The organism is uncultured Cedecea sp., assembly GCF_947498825.1.
Taxonomy (GTDB): domain Bacteria; phylum Pseudomonadota; class Gammaproteobacteria; order Enterobacterales; family Enterobacteriaceae; genus JGM124.
Genome location: NZ_CANMLV010000002.1, coordinates 312,651 through 337,189, shown reverse-complemented (window position 1 = coordinate 337,189; position 24,539 = coordinate 312,651). Strand labels below are relative to the sequence as shown.

At 46.7% G+C, this 24,539-nt stretch carries 23 protein-coding genes and 1 pseudogene; 8 read left to right on the top strand and 16 right to left on the bottom strand.

From position 1 onward, the window contains the following. Window positions 1–17 precede the first annotated feature (17 nt). Window positions 18–719 (bottom strand): tRNA-uridine aminocarboxypropyltransferase, encoded by a 702-nt coding sequence (locus tag Q1A40_RS04980; RefSeq protein WP_299998322.1) that lies wholly within the window; start codon window positions 717–719, stop codon window positions 18–20. A 72-nt stretch (window positions 720–791) separates the two neighbouring features. Next, the gene (gene trxC / locus Q1A40_RS04975; RefSeq protein ID WP_299998321.1) at window positions 792–1,211 is read right to left on the bottom strand and encodes a thioredoxin TrxC; all 420 of its coding nucleotides are present in this window, start codon (window positions 1,209–1,211) and stop codon (window positions 792–794) included. A 209-nt stretch (window positions 1,212–1,420) separates the two neighbouring features. On the opposite strand from trxC, the gene Q1A40_RS04970 reads away from it, so the two are divergent. After that, window positions 1,421–2,485: a tRNA/rRNA methyltransferase gene (locus tag Q1A40_RS04970; RefSeq protein WP_299998320.1), complete on the top strand. Its 1,065-nt coding sequence runs from the start codon at window positions 1,421–1,423 to the stop codon at window positions 2,483–2,485. Between the two features lie 65 nt (window positions 2,486–2,550). Here Q1A40_RS04970 and ung read toward each other — a convergent pair whose 3' ends face one another. Continuing rightward, the gene (gene ung / locus Q1A40_RS04965; RefSeq protein ID WP_299998319.1) at window positions 2,551–3,240 is read right to left on the bottom strand and encodes a uracil-DNA glycosylase; all 690 of its coding nucleotides are present in this window, start codon (window positions 3,238–3,240) and stop codon (window positions 2,551–2,553) included. Between the two features lie 318 nt (window positions 3,241–3,558). Between ung and grcA the strand changes: the two genes are divergently transcribed. After that, window positions 3,559–3,942 (top strand): autonomous glycyl radical cofactor GrcA, encoded by a 384-nt coding sequence (grcA, locus tag Q1A40_RS04960; protein ID WP_299998318.1) that lies wholly within the window; start codon window positions 3,559–3,561, stop codon window positions 3,940–3,942. Between the two features lie 85 nt (window positions 3,943–4,027). On the opposite strand, the gene Q1A40_RS04955 is transcribed toward grcA, so the two are convergent. Both Q1A40_RS04955 and Q1A40_RS04950 read right to left on the bottom strand, forming a co-directional pair. Then, window positions 4,028–4,570: an NADPH-dependent FMN reductase gene (locus Q1A40_RS04955; RefSeq protein ID WP_299998317.1), complete on the bottom strand. Its 543-nt coding sequence runs from the start codon at window positions 4,568–4,570 to the stop codon at window positions 4,028–4,030. Window positions 4,571–4,762: 192 nt separating this feature from the next. After that, window positions 4,763–5,836 (bottom strand): LacI family DNA-binding transcriptional regulator, encoded by a 1,074-nt coding sequence (locus Q1A40_RS04950; RefSeq protein WP_299998316.1) that lies wholly within the window; start codon window positions 5,834–5,836, stop codon window positions 4,763–4,765. A gap of 274 nt (window positions 5,837–6,110) precedes the next feature. Between Q1A40_RS04950 and Q1A40_RS04945 the strand changes: the two genes are divergently transcribed. Beyond that, window positions 6,111–7,370, top strand: coding sequence for a maltoporin (locus Q1A40_RS04945; protein ID WP_299998315.1), 1,260 nt, complete (start codon window positions 6,111–6,113; stop codon window positions 7,368–7,370). 258 nt (window positions 7,371–7,628) lie between these two features. Here the strand turns inward: Q1A40_RS04945 and Q1A40_RS04940 are convergent, their stop codons facing one another. The 6 genes from Q1A40_RS04940 to Q1A40_RS04915 all read right to left on the bottom strand — a co-directional run bounded on the left by Q1A40_RS04940 (window position 7,629) and on the right by Q1A40_RS04915 (window position 14,805). Beyond that, window positions 7,629–7,940 carry a glucose PTS transporter subunit EIIB gene (locus tag Q1A40_RS04940; RefSeq protein ID WP_299998314.1) on the bottom strand — a complete coding sequence of 104 codons (312 nt, stop codon included), beginning with the start codon at window positions 7,938–7,940 and terminating at the stop codon, window positions 7,629–7,631. Window positions 7,941–8,021: 81 nt separating this feature from the next. Continuing rightward, a complete protein-coding gene (locus tag Q1A40_RS04935) occupies window positions 8,022–10,082 on the bottom strand; it encodes a beta-galactosidase (protein WP_299998313.1) in 2,061 nt (686 codons plus the stop codon). A gap of 50 nt (window positions 10,083–10,132) precedes the next feature. Continuing rightward, entirely contained in the window at window positions 10,133–11,335 is a 1,203-nt protein-coding gene (locus Q1A40_RS04930; RefSeq protein ID WP_299998312.1) for an arabinogalactan endo-beta-1,4-galactanase, read from the bottom strand. Between the two features lie 4 nt (window positions 11,336–11,339). Continuing rightward, window positions 11,340–12,191 carry a sugar ABC transporter permease gene (locus Q1A40_RS04925; protein ID WP_299998311.1) on the bottom strand — a complete coding sequence of 284 codons (852 nt, stop codon included), beginning with the start codon at window positions 12,189–12,191 and terminating at the stop codon, window positions 11,340–11,342. Window positions 12,192–12,201: 10 nt separating this feature from the next. Continuing rightward, a complete protein-coding gene (locus Q1A40_RS04920; RefSeq protein WP_299998352.1) occupies window positions 12,202–13,503 on the bottom strand; it encodes a carbohydrate ABC transporter permease in 1,302 nt (433 codons plus the stop codon). A 66-nt stretch (window positions 13,504–13,569) separates the two neighbouring features. Beyond that, complete coding sequence (locus Q1A40_RS04915) at window positions 13,570–14,805, bottom strand: extracellular solute-binding protein (protein WP_299998310.1); 1,236 nt, start codon at window positions 14,803–14,805, stop codon at window positions 13,570–13,572. A 360-nt stretch (window positions 14,806–15,165) separates the two neighbouring features. Here Q1A40_RS04915 and Q1A40_RS04910 point away from each other — a divergent pair, with 360 nt between their 5' ends. Both Q1A40_RS04910 and Q1A40_RS04905 read left to right on the top strand, forming a co-directional pair. Further along, window positions 15,166–16,275, top strand: coding sequence for an ABC transporter ATP-binding protein (locus Q1A40_RS04910; protein ID WP_299998309.1), 1,110 nt, complete (start codon window positions 15,166–15,168; stop codon window positions 16,273–16,275). A 105-nt stretch (window positions 16,276–16,380) separates the two neighbouring features. Then, window positions 16,381–16,545 (top strand): annotated as a pseudogene (locus tag Q1A40_RS04905) (IS3 family transposase); the annotation flags it as partial. 130 nt (window positions 16,546–16,675) lie between these two features. Here the strand turns inward: Q1A40_RS04905 and Q1A40_RS04900 are convergent. Both Q1A40_RS04900 and Q1A40_RS04895 read right to left on the bottom strand, forming a co-directional pair. After that, on the bottom strand, window positions 16,676–16,933 hold the full coding sequence (locus Q1A40_RS04900) for an SDR family NAD(P)-dependent oxidoreductase (protein WP_299998351.1): 258 nt from the start codon (window positions 16,931–16,933) through the stop codon (window positions 16,676–16,678). 174 nt (window positions 16,934–17,107) lie between these two features. Then, window positions 17,108–17,944 (bottom strand): MipA/OmpV family protein, encoded by an 837-nt coding sequence (locus Q1A40_RS04895; protein ID WP_299998308.1) that lies wholly within the window; start codon window positions 17,942–17,944, stop codon window positions 17,108–17,110. A 204-nt stretch (window positions 17,945–18,148) separates the two neighbouring features. Here Q1A40_RS04895 and Q1A40_RS04890 point away from each other — a divergent pair, with 204 nt between their 5' ends. From Q1A40_RS04890 to Q1A40_RS04880, 3 genes are read left to right on the top strand one after another with little or no spacing between them, the layout of a single operon-like run. After that, on the top strand, window positions 18,149–18,826 hold the full coding sequence (locus Q1A40_RS04890; RefSeq protein ID WP_299998307.1) for a response regulator transcription factor: 678 nt from the start codon (window positions 18,149–18,151) through the stop codon (window positions 18,824–18,826). Beyond that, window positions 18,826–20,214: a HAMP domain-containing sensor histidine kinase gene (locus Q1A40_RS04885; RefSeq protein ID WP_299998306.1), complete on the top strand. Its 1,389-nt coding sequence runs from the start codon at window positions 18,826–18,828 to the stop codon at window positions 20,212–20,214. Before Q1A40_RS04890 ends, Q1A40_RS04885 begins: the two co-directional genes overlap by 1 nt. A 49-nt stretch (window positions 20,215–20,263) precedes the next feature. Continuing rightward, complete coding sequence (locus Q1A40_RS04880; protein WP_367275731.1) at window positions 20,264–20,701, top strand: hypothetical protein; 438 nt, start codon at window positions 20,264–20,266, stop codon at window positions 20,699–20,701. A gap of 614 nt (window positions 20,702–21,315) precedes the next feature. Here Q1A40_RS04880 and galM read toward each other — a convergent pair. From galM to galT, 3 genes are read right to left on the bottom strand one after another with little or no spacing between them, the layout of a single operon-like run. Next, window positions 21,316–22,344, bottom strand: coding sequence for a galactose-1-epimerase (gene galM / locus Q1A40_RS04875; RefSeq protein WP_299998304.1), 1,029 nt, complete (start codon window positions 22,342–22,344; stop codon window positions 21,316–21,318). Beyond that, window positions 22,338–23,486: a galactokinase gene (gene galK, locus Q1A40_RS04870; RefSeq protein WP_299998303.1), complete on the bottom strand. Its 1,149-nt coding sequence runs from the start codon at window positions 23,484–23,486 to the stop codon at window positions 22,338–22,340. The genes galM and galK overlap by 7 nt, the downstream gene beginning before the upstream one ends. A gap of 2 nt (window positions 23,487–23,488) precedes the next feature. Further along, window positions 23,489–24,535: a galactose-1-phosphate uridylyltransferase gene (gene galT / locus Q1A40_RS04865; RefSeq protein WP_299998302.1), complete on the bottom strand. Its 1,047-nt coding sequence runs from the start codon at window positions 24,533–24,535 to the stop codon at window positions 23,489–23,491. Window positions 24,536–24,539: the final 4 nt, after the last annotated feature.

Here is a 24,539-nt window from a genome sequence, read left to right as displayed (position 1 = left end):
CTGATGTCTGACTGATTCTAAACGCTTTTGCTCGACTCTGCTGTGATACTGCCCTGATGGTGAGGTTTACCCGCTAAATAACACTCACGAAAATGAATAAAATGTTGCTGCAGACCCGTTGAGGCTTGGATATCACCCGCCAGTTCGAGCAAGGTTGCTGCCACTTCGGCGGTACAGTATTGTCCCTCACCATGTGCTGCACGTAAACGATAGCTTGAGGTCGTGGTTAAATCGACAGAGATAACCGGCAGAGCGTCCAGGTATGGACTTTTACGGAACATTTTTCGTGCTTCAGTCCAGGTTCCGTCAAGCATAATAAACAGGGGTGGTTTACCACTGGTGGGGGGGGCTGTGAGCACTTCACGTGAGCTGTCGGCATAACTCGCCGGAAAGACTACCATAGGCTGATAATTCTCACTGGCGACTAATTCGATTAAATCTGCAGGCGGTTCAGTACGAGACCACTGAAAAGCCTGGGTATCAGGAAGAATATCGGCAATCAAACGACCAGTATTACTGGGTTTTAGAGGCTCGGTATCAAACATCACCAGGCAGAAGCGGCTGTGGGAGGTTTGCGGTTTAATACTGGCGCACAGGCAATTTTTGCGTGGTAGCAAGCAGCGCTGACAACGAAGAACACGATTCCCGCGAGCAAGGAAAGGACGAGTCGCCCGCGCAAGACGTTCGCTCCGAAGGCGAAGAACAGCATTATCGGTCATGAAGGGATTCTGTCTAAAAACGCTATGTTAACCTGGATTATAAGCGGGGGCACAGTGGAATGCCCCTGCGGTTCAGATCTTTTCGTCGAGCCAGTTATCAAAATGTGTTTTTGGCAGCGCACCATTCAGCATGTCGACCATCTGGCCTTGTTTAAAAATCATCAGTGTGGGAATGCTGCGGATACGAAAACGTGCACTTAGCGCCTGTTCTGCTTCGGTATTCACTTTAACAAAGCGCACTTTACCACTACGTTCTTCGGCAACATCTTCAAAAACAGGGGCAAAATTTACGCAAGGACCACACCAGGGCGCCCAGAAATCTATCACTACGGGCAGGTCGTCTTTCAGCAGTTTATCCAGGGTCTCAGCGGTGGCATTAACCACTTCACCATCAAACAGTTGATGTCCGCAACGCCCACATTTTGCTCCGTCATCAATACGGTCTTCAGGCAGACGGTTAATCGCCTGGCATTCGGCACACACGGTATTCATGGTTAACCTCAAAGCGTCATTTGTTATTAAATGATATAAACGTGTTACAGCATGGCATTACAGCCCTGATAATATCAATTAATCTGTAGGGGTAACCAGGCGATTATCCCGATAGATGCAATAGTTAATAGCTTTTGACTAAAGTTAATGGCGAAGCCGCGCCACATCAGGTAATCTGCGCGCGTTGCGCTCAGCGAGGTGGAGGAAAAATGAACGACGAATTTAAAGGTAAAAGCGGCAAGGTCAAAGTGATGTATGTCCGCGGTGACGATGACAGTGATAAACGCAGCCAGAATCCGCGAACCGGAAAAGGCGGTGGGCGTCCTGCAGGACAGTCACGTAATGAAGGAGGCGCTCGTCGTCCAGCTCGTCATGCTGACAAACCACGTGGTGATCGCGCCCGTAGCGAAAACCATGACTTGGGAAGTGATGGTTCGCCATGGCGTACGGTTTCCCGTGCTCCACGGGAAAATGTCCCTGCAACTCCAGATCATGGTGGCATTAGCGGTAAAAGTTTTGTCGACCCTGAAGTGATTCGCCGCCAGCGCGCCGAAGAAACTCGTGTCTACGGTGAAAATGCCTGTCAGGCATTATTCCAGAGCCGTCCGGATTGTATTGTCCGCGCCTGGTTTATTCAAAGCGTTACGCCACGTTTTAAAGAAGCTTTACGCTGGATGGCGGCAAACCGCAAAGCTTACCATGTGGTTGAAGATGAAGAACTGCAAAAAGCATCCGGCACTGAACACCACGGTGGCGTCTGCTTCCTGATTAAAAAGCGTAATGGTATTTCCGTACAAAGCTGGCTTGCTAAAGCGGGCGAAGAAGACTGTGTTCTGGCGCTGGAAGATGTGGGCAACCCGCATAACCTCGGTGGCATTATGCGTAGCTGTGCTCACTTCGGTATTAAAGGCCTGCTGGTTCAGGATGCTTCATTACTGGAGTCTGGTGCTGCAGTGCGTACTGCTGAAGGCGGGGCTGAACATGTCGTCGCTATCAGCGGTGAAACATTCAGTGATGGTCTGGAATCTTTCCGCCGTGCAGGTTATGCGATAGTCACCACTTCCAGCCACCAGGGAACGCCACTGTTTAGCGCGGAGTTACCGAAAAAAATGGTACTGGTATTAGGCCAGGAGCGTGATGGTGTTTCCGATTCGACCTTTGATAACGCTGATATGCGTGTTGCCATTAACGGAACGGGTAACGTTGAAAGCCTGAACGTATCAGTCGCGACGGGAGTATTGCTGGCTGAGTGGTGGCGTCAAAACAAAGCCTGATAACTTTGTTGTCCTGCCCACGTTATCTTTAAACGCCTGATGTATTTTATCAGGCGTTTTGCATTTTACGCTTTCGGTTCCGGGAGCTGAGGTGCCCAGTCAATAGGGGACTCTCCCCGCTCTGCCAAGTACTGGTTTGTCTGCAAGAAATGACCACACCCCAGGAAACCGCGATGAGCAGACAGCGGGGAAGGATGGGGGGCTGCTAAGACATGGTGGCGCTGTCTGTCGATGATGCGGCCTTTCTTTTGTGCATGGGAACCCCATAACAGGAATACAACACTTTCGCAGTGCTGGTTAATTAGCGCTATCACTTTATCTGTGAAGGTTTCCCAGCCTAATTTGGCATGAGAATGGGCCTGGCCTGCCTCAACGGTTAGCACCGTATTCAGTAATAAGACTCCCTGACGCGCCCAGCTTTCAAGATAGCCATGTTTGGGGCGGATAAAGCCCGGTATTGATGCCTCGAGCTCTTTATACATATTAACCAGCGAGGGAGGCGGATTTATGCCCGGCAGAACGGAAAAAGAGAGACCGTGAGCCTGGTTAGGCCCGTGATAGGGATCCTGACCTAAAATGACGACCTTCACGTCTCCGAGTTCGGTAAAGCGAAAAGCATTGAATACATCTTTCTGGGGCGGATAAACCGTAACACCTGCTGCACGTGCAGCTGCGACCGCACTGAGGGTATCAATAAAATAGGATTGTTGTTTCTCTTCTGCCAGCACATCGTGCCAGGTGAGGGGTGTGGTCATCTCGCTCTCCAGTGAAGTCGTCAGCCAGTAGCTTAACTGCTTCTTCTCTCAGGGTAAAATATCTGCGTGTCAGAGAATCGATGGTTGATAAAAATTTTTATAATTTACAGAAAAATTTGATTTTTACGCCGCTCAGTAAGTTGATGTAAAACAAATAAATCTGGTCACTCCAATAAAAAGCGCATTGTTTTTATTGATTCAGGTCAAAGAATGACCCGGCTCGGGCTGATATAAGAACATTATTAAAACAAAGGTTTTACCAATGAGCCAGCATGCTGGCCCTAAAATCAGCAATATGAGCCCATAGGGAGAAATACAATGATTACAGGTATCCAGATTACTAAAGCCGCTAACGATCAACTTTTGAACTCTTTTTGGCTGCTTGATGAGGAAGCTGGTGAAGCGCGTTGTGTATGTGCTAAAGCAGGTTTTGCAGAAGACGAAGTTGTGGCTATCAATGCATTGGGGCAGTTCGAATACCGCGAAATTCCGATGGAATTAAAACCAGAAATTCGCGTGGAAGGTGGTCAGCACCTGAACGTTAACGTTCTGCGTCGTGAAACACTGGAAGATGCGGTTAAGCACCCGGAAAAATACCCGCAGCTGACCATTCGTGTTTCAGGTTATGCAGTACGTTTCAACTCCCTGACACCAGAACAACAGCGTGATGTAATCACCCGTACATTTACCGCCAGCCTGTAAGAGCAGACGAGTAAAACAAACAGCCGGCCAGGTGTTTAACCTGGCCGGCTGTTTTATTTGCAGTTTCATCGCGACCAGCACAGATTTATTTGACAGTTATAGCCTGAGTTAATGCAAGCATCTGAGTTTCAACTAATGCCTTGATTTTTTCATCCGTCAGGTTGCCTTGCTCATCGAAACCACCAGCAAAAGCGCTCGAGAAGACTTCAGGTCTGTTCAGCGGGTGAATATTCAAAAAAACACAGGTTTGGCGTAAATGATATTGTGCTCGTGATGTTCCCATACCGCCTCCTGCTCCCATCAATGCAGCTGGTTTATTGTTGAGAACGGAGGGCTCAGGTAAGCGGGATAGCCAGTCTAAAATGTTTTTAAGTGCTGGTGCCATAGAATAATTATATTCAGTACAAGCGAAGACAAAGCCATCAGCGTTCTGGGCTTGTTTGGCTATACGTTGAACCGATTCCGGGACTTCTTTTAAATCAGCATTATAGAAAGGAACGTCGAGTAAGTCGGCTATCTCCAGCGAGGCACCCTGAGGTAACACCGATTGAGCTGCACGAAGCAATCCGAGGTTAGTTGATGCTTTACGCAAGCTACCTGCAATACCTAATAATTTGATTTCACTCATTTTATTAATCCTTGTTGTAGATGTGAATTGTTAAGAACAACGTTAATCTTCTCTATCCTAATACAACGATGGCAATCAGTAACCGCCAATTTTTCGACAGAATGAGCGGCTTCAGAATGTCTCCGTCGATTATTACGCCACGTTTATTCGCCACTCTTGCGTTTTATCAGTAAATTGAGCCAACAAGTCGTATCACTGCGACAGCTTTCGTGCAATTACGCGCAGTTCTTCTGCTATTTGTTGTAAATCACGCTTCTCTTTTGCCTGTGGTCCGGTTGAATTTCTCACCACTAATTTCGCTGGCAAGATAGCAGACAGGCGCTGCGTATCATTCTCAGTGGCATTCAGTATATGCCGTACCGCTTCTTTTCCCTGGAGATCAAGATCAAGTGATACGGTAGTCAGTGCAGGATAGAAAAAGGAACTTTCATATGTATCATCGTATCCGACTACAGATTTTTGTCCGGGGATACTTAACTGCTGCTGATGAAATGCGCTGAGTACTCCGAGAGCCATCTGATCGTTGGCCACCAGTACCGCACTGAAATGCTGAACTTCACGTAGCATTTGTAGCGCGCAGTTATAACCGCTTTGTGCATCCCAGTTCCCATGTAGCACAATCGCAGGCTGTAGACTGTAGTCTTCCAGTGTCTCCTGCCAGCTTTTCAGTCGTAGATTGGCTGAAACTGACTGCTTTGGTCCGGCCAATAGCGCAATTTCTCGATGCCCCAGTTCATAAAGGTATTTTACACTGGCTCGCGTACCATCTGCCGGATTAAACGAAACGTTAAACACCGAGCTGTATGGGTCTACATCGAGAAAAAGACAGATCACATCATCATTTTCTTTTGATATTTTTTCAGCGATATCAGTCTCTAATGGCACATTGATAATCACTCTGTTGACCCGCTGTGATTTCAATTCATTGATCGAGTCTTGAATGCTTTGGTAGACGTTCTCATCTATCATTGAAATCAGTACCTGATACCCTTCAGTATTTGCATACTGTTTAATCGCTGCTGCAATCTGTGAAGGGGCATGTAATGCCAGTGATGTGGTCACTAATCCTACTGTCATACTTTGCTTGCCAACCAGTTGTTGGGCAAGCCTGTTGGGAACGTAACGCAGCTCTTCAATTGACATTTCGACCTTGCGACGCGTGGTCTCTGAAACATTCGCTGACTTGTTTAGCACCCTTGATACAGTTTGATATGAGACCCCAGCATGGCGAGCAACGTCTTCTAATGTCGCGTTTTTTGACTTCATTATCCGGTTCCCTGTAAGTGTTCTTCCCTGATTGTAACAGGGGTATGGCTTAAAAACCTGACGCCCCTGGTGAGTGGCGTAGGAGTATGACTGAATGTATGACGATCACATTACAAAAATCAGTGAAAGGTGTCACTTATCGTTACACTTATCGCTGATTTATTTGCACTGAATCACAATAAATTACTCTGTATGTTGCCAGTTATTATAATTAAGCATTTTATACCACCCTCAATGTGAACGTAATACAAAAACAAACAACACAGAGGATAATATGAACACCAAATTGCGCGTTTTATCTGTTGCGTTAGCGGCTGCGCTGACGTCACCAGCTGTTTTGGCTATTGAAAAGATCGACTTCCACGGTTACCTGAGAGGCGGGGTCGGCGTGTCACAGGATGGTGGCATGGTGGAGTGGCAAAAAAACAAGTTGGGTCGTCTGGGTAACGAAAATGATACCTACGGGGAAGTTGAGCTGGGTGCTAACGTATACCAACAGAATGATGTAAGTTTTTACGTTAACAGCATGATAAGCATGCAGTCTGATGGTTCAAATGACAGTGAAACTACGTTTAATGACGATGCGACATTTGGCCTGCGCCAGTTAAATCTGCAGATTAAGGGACTGATCCCTGATAACAAAGAGGCGGTTATCTGGGGGGGGAAACGTTACTATCAGCGCCATGATTTACACATCATTGATACTAAATACTGGAACATTTCAGGATCCGGAGCCGGAATTGAAAACTACAGTTTAGGTCCGGGGGCTGTCTCATTTGCCTGGATCCGCGGCGATGGAAATGATGTTGATGTCCGTGAAGATGGCAAAAATGATGTCAATATCAACTATCTCGATTTACGTTATGCCGGATTTAAGCCGTGGCAGGGAGCCTGGACCGAATTTGGTATTGACTACGCGATGCCAAACCCAACGAAAAAACAAAAAGAGTATGGCGGCCTGTATGACGCGAAAAATGGCGTAATGATCACCAGTGAAATCAGTCAGGATATGTTCGGGGGTTATAATAAGCTGGTATTCCAGTACGCAAATAAAGGCCTGGCTCAGAATATGGTCTCTCAGGGAGGGGGCTGGTACGATATTTGGAACGTTACCGACAAAGCGACGGGTTATCGTGTCATTAACACCGGGCTTATTCCAATCACCGATAAGTTCTCCCTTAATCATGTCCTGACCTTCGGTGCTGCGGATAAAACCACTGAATACACTGACAAGACCCGTATGGTTTCGTTGGTGGGACGCGCTCAGTATCAGTTCACCGAATATGTGCGTGGTATTGGTGAGGTGGGCGGTTTCTATCAAAAAGAGAACTACAACAACGGAACTCACTATAAGCAAGGTGGCGAAAAATATACCATTGCACTCGGTCTGGCTCCTTCCACAGACTTTATGGCGCGTCCTGAACTGCGTGTTTTTGCCTCTTATCTGAATGACTCTGAAGACGGTAAACCATTTAAAGATGGTACTGCGAGCAATGACTGGAACTTTGGTGTACAAGTTGAGGCTTGGTGGTAATTACGTCCACCTGTTTACACCTGCCATACTTCAAGTTGTTTGAGTGTTGCGTGCGTGAGGCGCGCCGAATCACAGAGTTTATCTATGCTTATCGACGTGCCTCACTTCGCGTCTACAAGTAACTCGAATTATTTTGGAACTATTTAGTGATATATCTTTATCGTTATTATTCGTTATAGCACCTCATCTCTGCTGGCACCTTTTTGATGTATTTTGATGGGTTTGTTTGGGGTAACTATGGTGTTACCCCTTTTTTTATTAACGCTCAGAAAAATGCTCGTCGAGTATTTTACGTAAATTATCTGACTGTATGCCAAATATTGCATGTACCTCTTTACCAAGAATAATAACGCCTAATGCTCCGGCTCTCTGTAATGCTTCAGAATTCACCTTTGATAAATCATTTACAGTGACACGTAAGCGTGTAATACAAGCATCTATTTGTATAATATTAGCTCTGCCACCAAAGTTATTTAATAACTCCTCTGCCCGTTGTTGTTCAGCCTCTGTTAACGGCTGACTGGGTTTGGGGTGTGTAGAATAATGCAGTAAAGATTTCAGACTGACCATAATAGTTACCTTTTACATGGAGAACGACAGATAAAAAAATGCCCATTCGGCTGAATGGGCAGGAAACAACGTTAAACAGGATCAGACAATACGACGGGTTAATACCTGGCTTCCCCAAGGGGAAAGTGTGATATTACCCTCTACCGGTTTCCGGGTGACCATATCGATAAAGGCTGTAGGTAATGCCAGAGTTTGTGTTTTATCGCTGTAGTTTTCTACCACGATAAATTCACTTTCACCATCAGTACGACGATGAGCAGTCACCCCCGCCGGGAACTGGCTTTCCAGAGCGCGAGGAAGTTTAAGCTCGCGAATAATGCTACCGAAGAAATCACGCTGGAAGGCGGCATCATTGCGGGAGGCAACATACCAGGCTTTCCCTGAACCCACCTGATTTACTGTCACGGCAGGGCGGTTAGCATAGAAATCCTCCCGGTAGTGAGCCACTGCATCGGCAGTTTCCAGGTGGATCAGTTCGCACAAATGACGCACCTGATAAGGTCCCTGCAGCTCGGCCTTATTTCCTGCTAATCCCTGTATTTGATTGCTGTCATCATCACCCAGAGAGTCTATTTCCTCAGCCCAGATGCCGAGTAATTTACGTAACGGGCCAGGGAAACCATCGAGATAGCAGAGGTCAGATTCATTAACAATACCGCTCCAGTAGGTAGTGACAAACTGGCCGCCTTGTTCAACAAAACGGGTTACCTTGTCAGCAAAGCCATCACGTACCATATACAGCATAGGGGCAATCACCAGGGCATAATCAGAGATATCGCAGTCAGCGTTGATAACATCGACGGCGATCCCTTGCTCCCAGAACGGGCGGTAATGTTCAGCCAGGGTTTTCTCAAACTCCAGCCCACAGTTCCGTGGTCCCTGAGCATCATCCATCGCCCAGCGGCTTTCCTGATCAAAAATCAGCGCCACTTTCGCTTCTACCCGGCTACCGACTACCGGTGCCATCGATTCCAGAATGCGCCCTAGTTCACTAACTTCACGGCCCACACGGGTATTAATATGCCCGACATGGTCAACAATCGCGCCATGGAATTTCTCAACTGAACCGCGGCTTTTGCGCCACTGGAAATACTGAACGGAATCGGCACCATGCGCCACAGCTTGCAGTGAAGAGAGGATATGCATACCCGGTTTTTTTAGTTTACTGAGTGGCTGCCAGTTGGTGGCACTGGGCGTCGACTCCATCAGGAAGAATGGTTTACCTTGCTTCAGGGAACGCATCATATCGTGATACAGCGCGGTATAGCAGGCAAGTAAGGTTTCATCCTTCTCACGATGCCACATGGGATAACTGTCCCAGGAGATAAAATCGATAGCCTCCGCCAGTTTCCAGTAATCGTAGTCGTAGAAGTACTCCATAAAGTTTGTTGTCGCCGGAATTTCCGGATTGACAGCTTTTAATGGCTTAATTTCTTCACGGCAAAAATCAGTAACTTGTGCAGTGTTGAAGCGTTTCCAGTCAAGATTGAGGCCATGAATAGAGACTTCACCCTGAGGAGAGGGAGATTCAATTTGTGACCAGTCGCTGTAGGTATGGCTCCAGAAAGTACTCCACCAAGCCTCATTCAACGCGTCCAGGGTCTGATAACGTTCCTGCAGCCAGAGACGGAATTTTTGCTGACAGCTATTACAATGACATTCTCCGCCATATTCATTAGAAATATGCCAGCCAATCACTGCCGGATGATGCGCATAGCGTTCTGCCAGCTGCTGGTTCATCTGCTGAACTTTCTGGCGATAAACTGGAGAGCTCAGGCAGTGATTGTGACGCCCGCCATGTAAAGCGGGCACTCTGTCTCGCCCAACACGAAGGACTTCGGGATATTTTTGCGACATCCACGCCGGACGGGCTCCGCTCGGTGTGGCGAGAAAGATATGTATGCCAGCCGCATAGAGTTTATTTATTATTTCATCGAGCCAGATAAAATCATATAAACCTTCTTGTGGCTCAAGTTTTGCCCAGCTAAATATTCCTACGGACATGATATTACATTTTGCTTGTTTCATCATGGTAATATCTTTTTCAATAATACCAGAATAATTCTCCCATTGTTCTGGATTATAGTCAGCACCATGCAATAACGCAGGAACCTTTGCGCTTAAAGGTGGAAACTTAAACATAATATATCCTTAAAATAAAACGATAGACTTCACCCGTTAATAAGGTGTAATTAATTAAATACTTTAATAGATGGCAGAGCTTTACCTTTGCAGTCAAATAACGCCTGGTTTTCACGGGCATTACCTGTCTTCCAGTGGTCTTCAATATATTCCATACCGACTGGCGTAGCCCAGGTATTTCCCGGCGCGACTATCCAGGTCGGCTCCCAATAAAATATGCCTTTACCACGACCGTCGGGAACATCGATGACAGCCTGAATAAGATCATGAATAAAGTTTGCCTGTCCCTGGACTGTGCCAGGATAGCCGCCATCTTTGGCTTCTTTTTCCGTAAAACTATTTTCCGCGTTATCGCAATTTTCCAGGCTGTAGCCATAAGCCGCCTCAACCACAATTACGTCTTTGTTATAACGCTTACTGATATCGTCCATGTTCGCTTTCAGGGCGCTGATTGGACCATTCCAGTAGGTGTACATCGACAGGCCAATAATATCGAATGGCACATCACGTTTAGTGATTTCATCAAACCACCAGTGGAACATATCATTCTTGGTACCTTCTGCCAGATGCAGCATAATTTTGACATCTGACGGGGAGTTAAGATTTTCCCGCAGACCGCTGATGGCTGCATTAAGCAGTCCCGCTAAACGATCAAATTCGCCTCCATTTTGTCCCCAGCTTTTTCCTTCCGGCCACAACATACCACCGTTAATTTCGTTACCGATTTGTACCATATCGGGTAAAACGCCCTCCTTTTTAAAGGTGGCGATGGTGTCACGTGTGTAATCATGAATGGCGATTTTTAGCTGATCATAGTTCATTTTCTGCCAGGCTTTTGGCTTGAACTGTTTCCCCGGATCGGTCCAGAAGTCGCTATAGTGGAAGTCCAGCAACAGCTTCATTCCTTGAGCTTTGACTCGTTTGGCCAATGCCAGAGTCGTCTCAAGATCGTTGCTGCCACCGCCATAAGTAGCGCCGTTAGCGTCTTTAGGATCGACCCATAAACGCAGGCGTACATAGTTAATACCGTTATGTTTTAAGATAGCGATAGCATCTTGCTGGACACCCTGTTCGTTATAGAACTTGGCTCCCTGGCGTTCAACTTCTGCAAGCGTTGAGATATCTGCGCCTTTAATAAAATCTGCAGGCATATTTTTAAACGGTGTAATAACCACATCGCTGGTAGCAAAAGCGGTGCTTGTCATGCTGAGCGATAAACAGACTGCCAGTAATGTCGGTGCAAACTTTTTCATCGTTTTATCCTTTAGTACTGCCTGAAGTCAGCCCGGACACAAAGTATTTCTGCAATGCCAGGTAGAGAATCGCTACCGGGACTGCAATCAATACCGCGCCTGCGGCATACATGGTGTAACTGGCGCCCATTTTTTGTGACACAAGGTTATAGAGGCCAATCGGTAGGGTGTATTGGTCCGGGGTGCGCAGAATAGTGCTTGATAAAATGAAGTCACCCAGCGGTCCGGTAAAAGAGAACAATGCCACGACCGCAAGGATCGGTTTTGATAGCGGCATAATTATCTCAATGAAAATACGGAAATTGCTGGCACCGTCCATCCGTGCTGACTCATCGAGATCTTTAGGGATAGCGTCAAGATAGCCCTTCATCAGATAGGTATTCATCGGGATCATGCCAGCGACATAAATCAGTACCAGAGCCAGATGGCTGTTGACCAGTCCGAGCAACTGGGAGAGCACAAAAATGGCAATCAACGCTGAGAATTGTGGGATCATCTGCAATAACAGAAATAGCATCAGTCCATTCTGCCGGCCTTTAAAGCGAAAGCGTGAGAAAGCGTAGGCCGTAAAACTGACGCTGATAAGGGTGAATATCATGGTCAGAAAACTAATTTTCATTGAGTTCCAGTACCAGGACAGATAGTCCACATTGCCATTGAATAAACTGGCATAGTGCTCGAATGTGAGATTTGTGGGGATAATAGAGGTGCTGAGCAGGCTATTACCGGCGTTAAGCGATGCCCCTACCGTCCAGATCAGTGGATAAATAATGATGACGGAAACGAGGATGATAACCAGCCATGAAAGAGACAGTCGGATCCACTTTTCTTGCTTGATACTTTGCGACTTAGCCATGTTTTGTCTCCTATGCCATGTCATCATTTTTGAATGATTTGGTTGCCCGGAATTGCCACAGCGCTATACCCACAACAAAGATGGATAATAAAATGGTGATAGTGGCTGCTATCGCGTATTGGGAAGAGGACATGGTCAACTTATAAATCCACGACACCAGAATATCCGTTCCGCCTGCATTGGAACCCGCCACAGCCGGGCCGCCGTTGTTGAACAGATAAATAATGTTGAAGTTATTAAAGTTGAAGGTGTATTGCGTGATGATAATCGGCGCAATAGAGTACATCACCAGGGGTAACGTAATAGTGCGTAACTTGGTATAAGAGCTGGCGCCATCCATGGTAGCCGCTTCATATAAATCATCCGGAATAGCCTGTAACACACCGGTGGTCATAGCAAACACAAAGGGAAAACCGAGCCAGGTTTGCATCAGGATCAGTGCCGTTTTGGTCCAGAACGGATCCGTCATCCAGGCTTTGGGTTCTACACCGAAGAAGGCCAGAATAGCGTTATTAATCACCCCAAACGTGTCGTTAAACATCCCGGCAAAAACCAGAATAGTCACGAAGCCAGGTACCGCCCACGGCAAGATAAAAATAGTACGAATCAGCGGTTTAAAACGCAGATCTTTTTGATTGACCAGAATGGCTAACAGAACACCTACCGAACACTGCAACGTGGTTGCCAGCAGAGTCCAGACCACCGTCCATTGCAGCACATCAAAGAAGGTAGAGCGCCAGATATTCAGCGTGAAAATATTAATAAAGTTTTTAAATCCAACCCAGTCCACCAGTTTTGCTGGTGGTGTGTGATAAAGGTTGTAGTTGGTAAAGGCGATAGAGAAGCCAAATAAAATGGGGAAGATCACGGCAAACACCAGCAGAATAAATCCGGGTGTTACCATCAAATAGGGAAAGCCTTCACTGAGCAGCAACTGATACTGTTTACGAACGCTATTCAGCGGCAGTCCGGCATCACGCTTCTTGCCGTTTATCCATGCATCACGAAATGAAAGAAAATAGAGACCCAGGCCAAAGCAGATGATCAGAATACTGATTATCCCTTCTGCCAGCAGGAAAATAGAGTTATCACGCGGAACCTGTTCGCCAAGCGTATACAGTCCCCATAGTCCATGTTTTAGAAAATCATAAAAAACACCGAGAAAACTCCCGATTAATACCAGGAAGACAAGCCCTTTCACCCACTGGCGATGATAGAACTGACCAAAGCCGGGTATAATGGCGCACAGTACCGAAGCCAAAGCATGACGGTTGTGTGATGGGGCGAGTGCGACGTTATCGCCTGGACTAATACTCACATACTGCTCCTTCTTTCATCATCTTTTGGCGGCCTTAACAGGCCGCCAGTTTCACGAGATTTATTGATTACTCGCCTGCATGGCTTCTATTTGCATATGAATTTGTTTTACCGCGTTATCCAGCGCTTCTTTAGGGGCTTGTTTACCGGTGAGACTTAGCTCCAGTGCTGCGTTAGCAGGGCCCCAGACTTCATTCATTTCAGGAATACTCGGCATGGCGGAAGCACGGCTGGCTTGAATGGCAACGGCGCTGGCCCTTTCATCATTTTTAATTAATGGATCGTCTATCATCGCGGTAAGAGCCGGGATCTCTTTGGTCACTTCATAGCGAGTTTTGACGTACTGGGGTTGATTAATAAATTCAATAAATTGCTGGGCCAGTGGTTTATCTTTGCTCCAGGTTGAAACCACGTAGCCTTTCACACCCAAGAATGAACTCATCTCTTTACCGTCGGGTAATGCAGGAAGTGGCGCAACACCGTAGTTAATACCGGCAGCTTCGTAGGGTTGGAATGCCCACGGCCCATTGATAACCGCAGCGGCTTTTTTCTCGGTAAATAATGAATCAATAGCATTCAGGCCGTTATCGCCCAAAATACCGGTAGGCAGCAGGCCATCGGTGTAGAAGGTTTTCAGATAGGTGACCGCATCGACAGCACCTGGTGTGTTCAGGCCAACGTCGTTAGCATTCAGGCTACCGTTAGCCTCTTTTTTAAAGATGTATCCTCCCATAGGGCCAATCGCACCCCAGGAGTAATAAATTTGATCAAACTTTGCCAGTAAGCCGTATTTATTCTCTGCCCGCTGTTTTTTCGAAAACTGGGCATATTCATCCAGGGTGGCAAGTGGAGCGGGCAGAATATCTTTGTTGTAAATCATCACCAGGGTTTCTACTGCTTTTGGCAAGCCGTAGAGTGAACCATTCATGGTAAAGGCTGCGACAGAAGGGGGTGTGAAAGCGTCCACCAGGGTCTTATTGATATCCAGAGGGCTCAGCAACCCTTGTATTACCGCGCCACCCAGTTGGTCATTGGGAATGACCAGAACATCAGGGCCAATGCCTGAAGGGCCATCAAGGCGTAATTTTTCAATCTGCTGGGCGTAAGGCATCTCCTGCACTTTAATTTTCACATCGTACTGCTTTTCAAAATCGGCGATAGCTTGCTTAATACCATCAGATTTTTTGATGTCTTCCCAAACGGTTAACTGCTTTTGTGCTGCCTGTACAGAGAAGCTGGCACACTGAGCCACGGCCAGTGCACTTAGGATTATTGCGGTTATCTTTTTGGTTTTCATTCTCAGTCTCTTGTGAAGGTATAACATTGTTGTGTTTTGTACTTAGTAGTAAACAAGGCTTCTGAACGTTGAATTCGCTTTTTACGCAGAGTAGGGTAAAGGTTCCGGTAATGCGTTACAATGTTATACGCTACGCTTTGAGGCTGTTTTACTCTACAAAAATGTCGCTATTGTGTGATCTTTGTTGCAGAAATGAAATCATCAGGTAGGGGTGTAAATTCAGGGAAGTTATAGTTCTTCCATGCTTTATCTGTGTTGTGTATCTTCCTGATGGAATGTTATACGTAATACATTTATTGGGTTAGTGACGACAGCATAACGATTCATAGCATCAGAATGATAACTTTCGAGGATTACCGAATGTCCAGCATTAGACTGAGGAACGTGACCAAACGCTTCGGCAAAACCGAAACACTGCATAACATCAATCTCGATATTGAGGATGGGGAATTTGCGGTGTTTGTCGGGCCATCCGGCTGTGGTAAATCGACGTTATTACGTATGATTGCCGGGCTGGAAGAGATCAGTGGTGGTGAGATACTGATTGGCGACGAAGTGATTAATGACGTTGCCCCATCGCACCGCGGCGTAGCAATGGTATTCCAGTCTTATGCGCTTTATCCCCATATGACGGTTGCTGAAAATATGGGTTATGGCCTGAAAGTGAATAAAGTTCCTAAAGAGGAGATTCGCCATCAGGTTGAAATGGTGGCAAAGACGCTGCAACTTTCCCATCTTCTGGACAGAAAACCGAAACAACTTTCTGGCGGACAGCGCCAGCGTGTGGCTATTGGCCGTGCTATCGTGCGTAAGCCACGTGTATTTATGTTTGATGAGCCGCTGTCTAACCTTGATGCCGAACTGCGCGTAGATATGCGACTGCATATTGCCAAACTGCATCAGGAGATGAAAACAACCATGGTGTATGTTACCCATGACCAGGTTGAAGCTATGACGCTGGCCGATAAAATTGTGGTGATGAATTACGGTAAAGTCGAGCAAATGGGATCCCCGATGGATCTTTACTACAATCCGGTGAATAAGTTTGTCGCCGGTTTTATTGGCTCACCAAAAATGAATTTTCTGCCGGCTGTCGTCAGAAACTGGCAACCGGATCAGATTACCCTCGAACTCTCTGAGAGCCGGAGCCTGACGCTTGAGATGAAAACCGAGGCATTACAGCCCGGAGATACGGTGACGCTGGGCCTGCGGCCTGAACATCTGGCGGTGACACAGGAAGAGTCTCTGGCGCTTGATTTTCATTGTGAAGTGGTTGAACGTTTGGGTAACAACACCTATCTGTTCGGCCAGTGTCATGGTCATGACGGTTTTAAAATGTTATTGCCGGGCGATGTTCACTTCCGTCCTTATCAGAATTTAAAGCTGCGTTTTGATATTCGTAATTGTATGGTGTTTAACGCAGAAGGGCTGCGTGTAAACGCCGCTATCCCTGCCCCGGTTCATAACTGAGTTATTCTCCAGCCTCATATAAAACGGCCCCAGAAAAGGGCCGTCAGTATCTTTAGAAATAAATTTTTTGATGATTTCGACTTGACTAAACTGTAGTTCCTCCTGAATACCTGTGCAGAAAGCTTCTTCCACTCACTGAAAGCAGAATGCATCCACGATGAACGTTTTATCACTCGGGAAATGGTGTGGACGACGGGGGGGCATTATATCGAGTGTGATTACAATCGGTGGCGTCGTCACTGTGCCTGTGTCGGCGTCTGCCCGGAATAGTTTGAAAGCCAGAACCTCGCTTAGGGCTGTGTCCGCATTATGTGGATAAGGGGCATTAATACTGAAATTTCCATTGGCAGACTTTAATACAGAGCCTCCAGCGCCCATTTTGAGGCATTATAGAAACTCGTTACAGATCCGCCACACTGCCCCCCAGAATATGCCCCTGTTTCTGCTTACGCAGCACAGGAAACTCGGCCTGGATAACGCGAAGCATACCAAAGACATTGGTATCAAACTCGTTTTTAACCTTGTTGATACTCGTATCTTCAATCGCACTGATCAGCGCATAACCTGCGTTGTTAAGCACGATATCCAACTTTCCGAAATAGCGGTATGCTTTCGTTACCGCATTCGCTACAGGTGATGGATCATTTCGAACAGCTATTTATTTCTATAGATATACAGCCAAATCCTGACAGCACCAAGTATACGCTTACTGTATGATAATTTTCATTTTTCACGTAGCCCCAGTAATGCCCGTTCTCTAAATCAGGCTCGATTGATTATTTATTAACTATAAATAGCAACAAATTACTGGAAATCACACGTCAAACAACGATCAAAAACTATATGCCACTTTCAGACTTCCGGTAGGCGATGTTTTTCGTTGAACAATGGGGCTGTTATGTGCATCCCCCGTCAACTGCGTAAATCCTGCCCCGGTAATCACGCTCCAGTCCTGACTTATCTTATAAGTCCAGTCAATATTCGTTGACCATGCAAAAATTCCAGAGCCTGCATCATATCGTTTAAATCCTGAGTTGGCCGACTGTGATGTGCTTACTCCGTAGTAAGTCTGCATATACTTACTTGTCCCCCAACTGCCGGTGAATGTCAGTGTCACTGAACTATTCGATGATTGATAGAGCGGGCTGACAATGCCGAAATGCAAAGCCGTACCGTTATCAAGTTCAGAAATGGGTATTTCTGCCTGTAATTGCACATTAATCCAGTCGCTTATCTCATACCCCAGGGTAGGTATACCGATAGCAGAGCCTTTGATATCGCCCATACCGCGCAAGTAGTTGCTGCCACCGCTCATTGAGTTGCTGTCTACGTCGCGATCCTTACGGCCTGCACGGTAACTCAGCGCAGCGCTGTAATTAAACTTGCCGATGTTGTTGCCGTAGCCGAGACCGCGTGTAGAACTGACGAATAAACCATTTTCTGTAGAGTAATCAAGCACAAGGGCAGTTGTGACGCGACTTTTTTCCGAACCAGAATAGTATGGCGCAATATCAACACCTCCTCCCAGGGTCAATTCGTTGCTCTGTTTCTGCTCCGCTGCGAGTACCGGGGGGGCCAATAGGATCAGGACAACGCCCGGCAATATTTTTTTTAGGCTGAGACCCGAGAGTGAACTTGGGGACTTATTATGCAGGTTTATATTTCTCATTAAAGAAGTCCTTATAGACTAAACTGATTACAAGACAAGCAGTTGTTACATGCCAGAATGCTCAGTTTGAATGTTTACCCTAAAGTTCTCATGAGCCAAAAATGAAGAAATACTGAAGGAAGTACCGATGCCGCAAACCTGATAATTTTACTGATACTGTTTTTCTTCAGACGATCTTCATTCACTGGCGATACAGTTACTGTTATGAAAATTCTATTAATTGAAGATGATCTCGATCTCGGTAATGGCGTACGTATCGCCCTCACAGATCAAGGATTTGAGGTCATATGGGTTCGCCGCAATGAGGATGCTCTGCATCAAATCGATGCTTGCGAGCCTGAACTTATTCTGCTTGACCTTGGGTTGCCTGACGGTGATGGCATGAGCCTGATGGCATTCTTGCGCCAACAGCATAAGGGGCTCCCGGTTATTATTCTGACTGCGAGAGGAACGCTGCAGGATCGTCTTTGTGGCCTGAATGCCGGCGCAGACGACTATCTAGTTAAACCTTTTATTCTTGCCGAGTTGCTGGCAAGGGTGAAAGCACTGGCACGCCGCAGCTACGGTTTTGAGAATGAAGCAATAGAAATTCGGGGTTTATCTCTCCATTTACCAACTCGTCGCGTGACAATTGGTGCCCGGAATGTGGATTTGACGGCCAGTGAATACGCACTGCTTGAAATCTTGCTGCTGCGCACTGACCGCGTGCTGACACGAAGGTTTCTGGAAGAAAGGGTATTTGGCTCAAAAGAAAATATGAGCAACGCTCTTGATGTGCATATGGGGAATTTGCGTCGCAAAATCGGCGACGGCTATGTGCGAACAGTCAGGGGTGTGGGATATGTCATTGATACTGTCCCAATCCATAAAGGGGAAGGTTGATGCGTAATTTCTGTCGGCAATTGAGGCTCCCAACGCTCGTCCGGCGAATTATGGTCGCCCAGATGCTATTGCTTACACTGCTTTGGTGTCTTTTTCTGACCTTCGTTTTATGGGAGGACTTGCGTAGCCCATCAATACTCACGGGCAACAAGACTTACGATGCCGTTTTTACCCTGGTCCAGAGTATGGATGAACGACCGCAAGATTTAAGCGTTGTTCTTGATGCGTTCAGCAAGGCGCTGCGGGAAGGTTATGGCGGAGGTGAAGATCCAGAGCTGTCAATAAGCTTGATTGTTCGCAAGAATAAAGCACTCATTTATTCATCTGATGGTGCTCCGACTGGAGTAATAAATACCCGGGTTGGAGAAATTCAGCGTATTCAGAATGAAGGGCGGGCCTGGACCAGCCGTACGCTAAAATCAGAAAATGGTGACATAGAGATCACTCTTTTGACTCCTGCGGCAGGATGGAATTTTTATTTTTACCTGAACTCCCGTGGCTATTACATATTACCGCTGTTGGTATGCATTCCTTTTCTTTTGTTTCCTGCGTGGTTATCAATCCGCATTGCAATGCGCCCTTGGAATAAAGTGGTTAATGAAGTTTCTTTACGAACGCCAGACGATCTTTCCCCCTTGAAAGAAGTGCCAAGGCAAAGAGAGCTTCGTCAGATGGTTGATGCGATCAATGTATTTCTTGCAAGGGTGCGAGAAAGTTCGGAAAGAGAACGGGTTTTTATTGCAGATGCCGCTCACGAGCTACGTACTCCACTGGCTGCGATGCGTATCAATGTTGAGGCTTTGCAGTCCTATGTAAGCAGCAACAATCAACAGGAATTGCTGGCAGGCATTATTCGCAGTAATGGCCGGGCTGCTCGCCTTGTCAATCAGTTGCTGCTGCTGATGCACAGCGAAGCGCGTATTGACACGGTTATGGAGCCTGTGCCGCTGACGACGCTCATACAAGAGTGTATGGCTGCGTTGGCGCCACTCGCTGCTGAACGCAAGATTGAGCTAGAATTTTACGCTTATGATGACACCTGGATTACGGGAGTCAGAGAACGCCTGATGTCACTGATCGACAATCTCATAGAAAATGCTGTTAAGTACAGTCCAGAGGGCGGACGGGTTAAGGTAGAGGTTCAATTAAAAGATGAATTTACGCAGCTACGTGTATCAGATGCCGGACCCGGTATTCCCGTTGAATTAAGGGATCGTGTATTTGATCGATTCTTTCGCGATCCGCGGCAGATGCAAAGCGGGAGTGGTTTAGGTCTTGCAATAGTTAAAGCTGTTGCGCAGCAACACAACAGCAGCGTAAATCTCACTACGGCTGCAGAAGGTGGACTCATGGTGACTATTGACTTCCCCAAACTTAAATCATCCTGAAAAGAAAAGGCGATATTTATCCCCTCTGCGAAGGTCATTTACCGGAATTCTGGAGTTCAAATTGAAATATATTTCCCTGGCTACATTATTATTTTCGCTGGCAATCAGCGGATGTGCCATAACAGTCAGTGAATTAAAAGATACTCATACATCTTATGACGGGAATCTCATCAGCAATACAGGGGCATACGAAACTTATCGAACTTTAAAATACATGGCAAGACAGTGTCTGGAATATGCGGAATTTCTTGGGAATCCGGTCGTTGTATTAAGCGAGTTTGATACCGAGCGAAAAGAGGGTGAGATCAATCAAAAGCTCCTTGCGGACGGATTATTGATAAATAACACGCTAATTGAGATAGAAAGTCATGATGGAGATAAAGCAAAGGTCAGCTTGTACACAACAAAGAACGTGTTAAGTATGGGAATTAGATCACCAACATTAATTGATATCAATCGCTGGGCTGGTGGTGACAGAACTTGCTAGCACAACATCTTTATACAGGTATTGCCAAAGCTAAGCAGAGATGACCGGGTTCAGGCACTGCTGGCCCGAGCAGGGTTCATCATCAGTCAGGTGGAGGAGCTGCAGTTGCGCCGTTGATCAGTGAAGAACAGCCCGGCTGAAGTTTTCGGAAAATTGAAACCAATGAAAGAAAAGAATAACGCTATATTTCTTCAGGTTATCAAAAAATGCTGAAGTTTATCGAAGGGCGACGTATTGGTTAAAAAATGCCGAATACTTATTGAAAACCTGATAGAAACCATTCTGGATACTTTATATTGTTCTTTTCACTTTGTTGATGTATTAATTTTGATTCAATAATGGTGTGGTGCCTCCTGAGTGTAACAAATCCAGCTCCAATCATTGAAGAATAAAGGAGTGCGTTTTAGAACATGATAAAAGATGAATAGCTTTGAAATAGTCTTCATAAACTTTAATCAGATAAAAAAGGCTGTTTATCGTTTTTTAGATATATAGTTAAGCAGAAGTGAAGCTGTGTTATGGTCAGGGCCGACCAGGCTAATTACTTGGCGTGTTAATACAGTGCATACCGAAAACCAGTATTATTGGCTCTTCACTCTTGAAGAGCCAGATTATTATTGTGCTATAAATTGATATTCCGTGACGCTCTCATATTTTTCCCCTGGCCCTAACCAGCAATCAGGCTGGGGCCATTCCGGGTGGTTAGGGCTGTCTGGCAAAAACTGACTCTCTAGTGCTAATCCATGGTGATCATGGTAGATACCTTGCTCACGGGCTGGAGTGCCTTCAAGATAATTACCGCTGTAGAATTGCAACGCCGGGGCGGTGGTATAAACCCGCATCTCTAGCTGACCATCCCGTGACCAGAGTTTAGCTGCCGGATGACTCAGGTCACCTTTTGCCTGCAACAGAAACGCGTGATCATAGCCTTTTACCGCCTGCTGACAGGTGTCGCTGAGAAAATCCCGGGCAATGCTTTTCGCTGTACGGAAATCAAAACTGGTATCCGTTACCGATCTCAATCCTGCTGGTGGTACCCCGGTACTGTCCACCGGTAAATAGCTGTCAGCAAAGATCTGCAACTGATGATGGCGAATGTCGCCGGCTTCACTGTCAAGGTTAAAATAAGCATGGTTAGTCAGGTTGACCGGACATAACTTATCGACTATTGCCTGATAGACAATACGCAGCCTGTTGTCTTCAGTTAACTGATAATGCGCGGTCACCTGTAATGCGCCCGGAAAACCTTGATCGCCCTCTGGTGAGTCTAGCGCGTAGAGAACAGATTGCTCATCCTGACTCAGGATATGCCAGCGACGTTTGTCAAAACCTTCCGGCCCACCATGAAGTTGGTGAGGAGGAGAATTTATCTCAAGCCTGGTCACTTCATCGTTGTGCAGTAATCGCCCGTTAGCGATACGATTCGCATAGCGGCCCACACTGGCGCCGAGATAAACGTTCTGCTGAGGATAGTCTGTTGGTGAAGGGCAACCCAGTAAGGTTTCTCTCAGACTGCCGTCCTTCATAGGGACACGACAAGAGAGTAATGTTGCCCCCCAGTCCATGACTGATACCTCCATCCCTGCTTTATTACGCAGGGTGGAAAGGTAAAAAGGTTTCCCATCAGGTGCCTGATCTAGCATTCACCGGCTCCTGCGGAAGCTTTGCAGACATAAAACGTTTCTTTAATACCGGTTTTTACTTGGTATTCTCTGGCGACAGCCTGTTCGATAACGGGAACCAGTTCCTGAGGCACCAGAGCGACAATACAGCCTCCAAAGCCACCGCCAGTCATACGCACGCCACCTTGTTCACCAATGGCAGCCTTGACAATTTCTACCAGGGTATCGATTTGTGGCACGGTAATTTCGAAGTCATCGCGCATTGAAGCATGTGACTCAGCCATTAACTGGCCCATACGCACAAAATCGCCTTTAGCTAACGCATCAGCGGCTTCAAGCGTACGCAGGTTTTCGGTCAGTATATGGCGAACACGTTTAGCTACGACCGGATCAAGTGCATCTACCGAGGCATTAAACTCATCCAAAGTGACGTCACGCAGGGCTTTTTTACCAAAGAACTGAGCACCTGCCTCGCATTGTTCACGGCGCGTGTTGTATTCGCTACCTACCAGGGTACGTTTAAAGTTACTGTTGATTATCACTACAGCAGCATTTTCAGGGATAGAAACTGCGCGGGTCTCCAGGCTACGACAGTCGATCAGCAATGCATGGTCTTTTTTGCCCAAAGAGGAAATGAGCTGATCCATAATGCCGCAATTACAGCCGACGAACTGGTTTTCAGCTTCCTGGCCGTTAAGGGCCAGCTGTACACCATCAAGTGGCAAGTTATAAAGCTGCTGGAAGGTTTTTCCAACCGCCACTTCCAGAGAGGCCGAAGAACTCAGACCAGCACCCTGAGGAACATTACCGCTGATAACCAAGTCAGCGCCGCCGAAGCTGTTATCACGTAACTGCAAATGCTTGACTACACCCCGAATATAGTTGGACCACTGCTGCGTTTCGTGCTGAATTATCGGATTATCCAGAGAGAAGCTGTCTTCCTGATTATCGTAGTCGGCTGCGATCACTCGAACGATGTTGTCATCGCGTTTTGCACAGCTAATTACCGTTTGGTAATTAATGGCGCAGGGCAGGACAAAACCGTCGTTATAGTCAGTGTGTTCGCCAATCAGATTAACGCGTCCCGGAGACTGAATAACATGAGTAGCGTTATAACCAAATTTTTCTGTAAATAGTTGCTGGGTGGTATTTTTCAGGTTCATGCCTATTCTCCGGATTGACGAAAATGGATATCACTGACAGCACGCAGACGTTCTGCTGCTTGTTCGGCAGTTAAATCACGTTGTGTTTCAGCTAACATTTCGTAGCCAACCATAAACTTACGTACTGTTGCACTGCGTAATAGTGGTGGATAGAAATGGGCATGTAGTTGCCAGTGCGCGTTTTCTTCACCATTAAAGGGAGCTCCATGCCATCCCATAGAGTAGGGGAAAGAACACTGGAACAGGTTATCGTAGCGACTGGTGAGTTTTTTTAGCGCCAGCGCCAGATCCTGGCGTTGGGCATCAGTAAGATCGGTGATGCGTAATACATGTGCCTTAGGCAACAATAAGGTTTCAAATGGCCAGGCCGCCCAGTAAGGAACAACCGCCAGCCAGTGCTCGGTTTCGACCACTGTGCGACTGCCATCTGCCAGTTCACGTTGTACATAGTCCACCAACATAGGGGAATGCTGGTTAGCGTAATATTCACGCTGTTGCTTATCTTCACGCGCAACTTCATTGGGCAAAAAACTGTTTGCCCATATCTGACCATGTGGATGTGGATTGGAGCAGCCCATCGCCGCGCCTTTATTCTCAAAAACTTGCACCCAAGGATAGGTCTGACCCAGTTCTGCGGTCTGCTCCTGCCAGGTTTTTACCACGCCTTCGAGCTCAGACACTGACAGTTCGGGTAAGGTCTTACTATGATCGGGCGAGAAGCAAATAACACGGCTGGTGCCACGTGCGCTTTCACAGCGCATTAAGGGATCCTGACTCTCTGGCGCATTCGGTGTATCGGTCATCAGAGCGGCAAAATCGTTGGTGAACACTAATGTACCGGTATAGTCAGGATTTTTGTCACCCGTTACACGAACATTTCCCGGACAGAGAAAACATTCCGGATCGTGAGACGGCAACTGGGTAATGGCAGGCGTTTCTTCGGCACCTTGCCATGGGCGTTTAGCCCGGTGCGGAGAAACAAGAATATATTGTCCGGTTAAGGGATTAAACCGACGATGCGGATGATCAACAGGGTTAAATTGTGTCATGAAT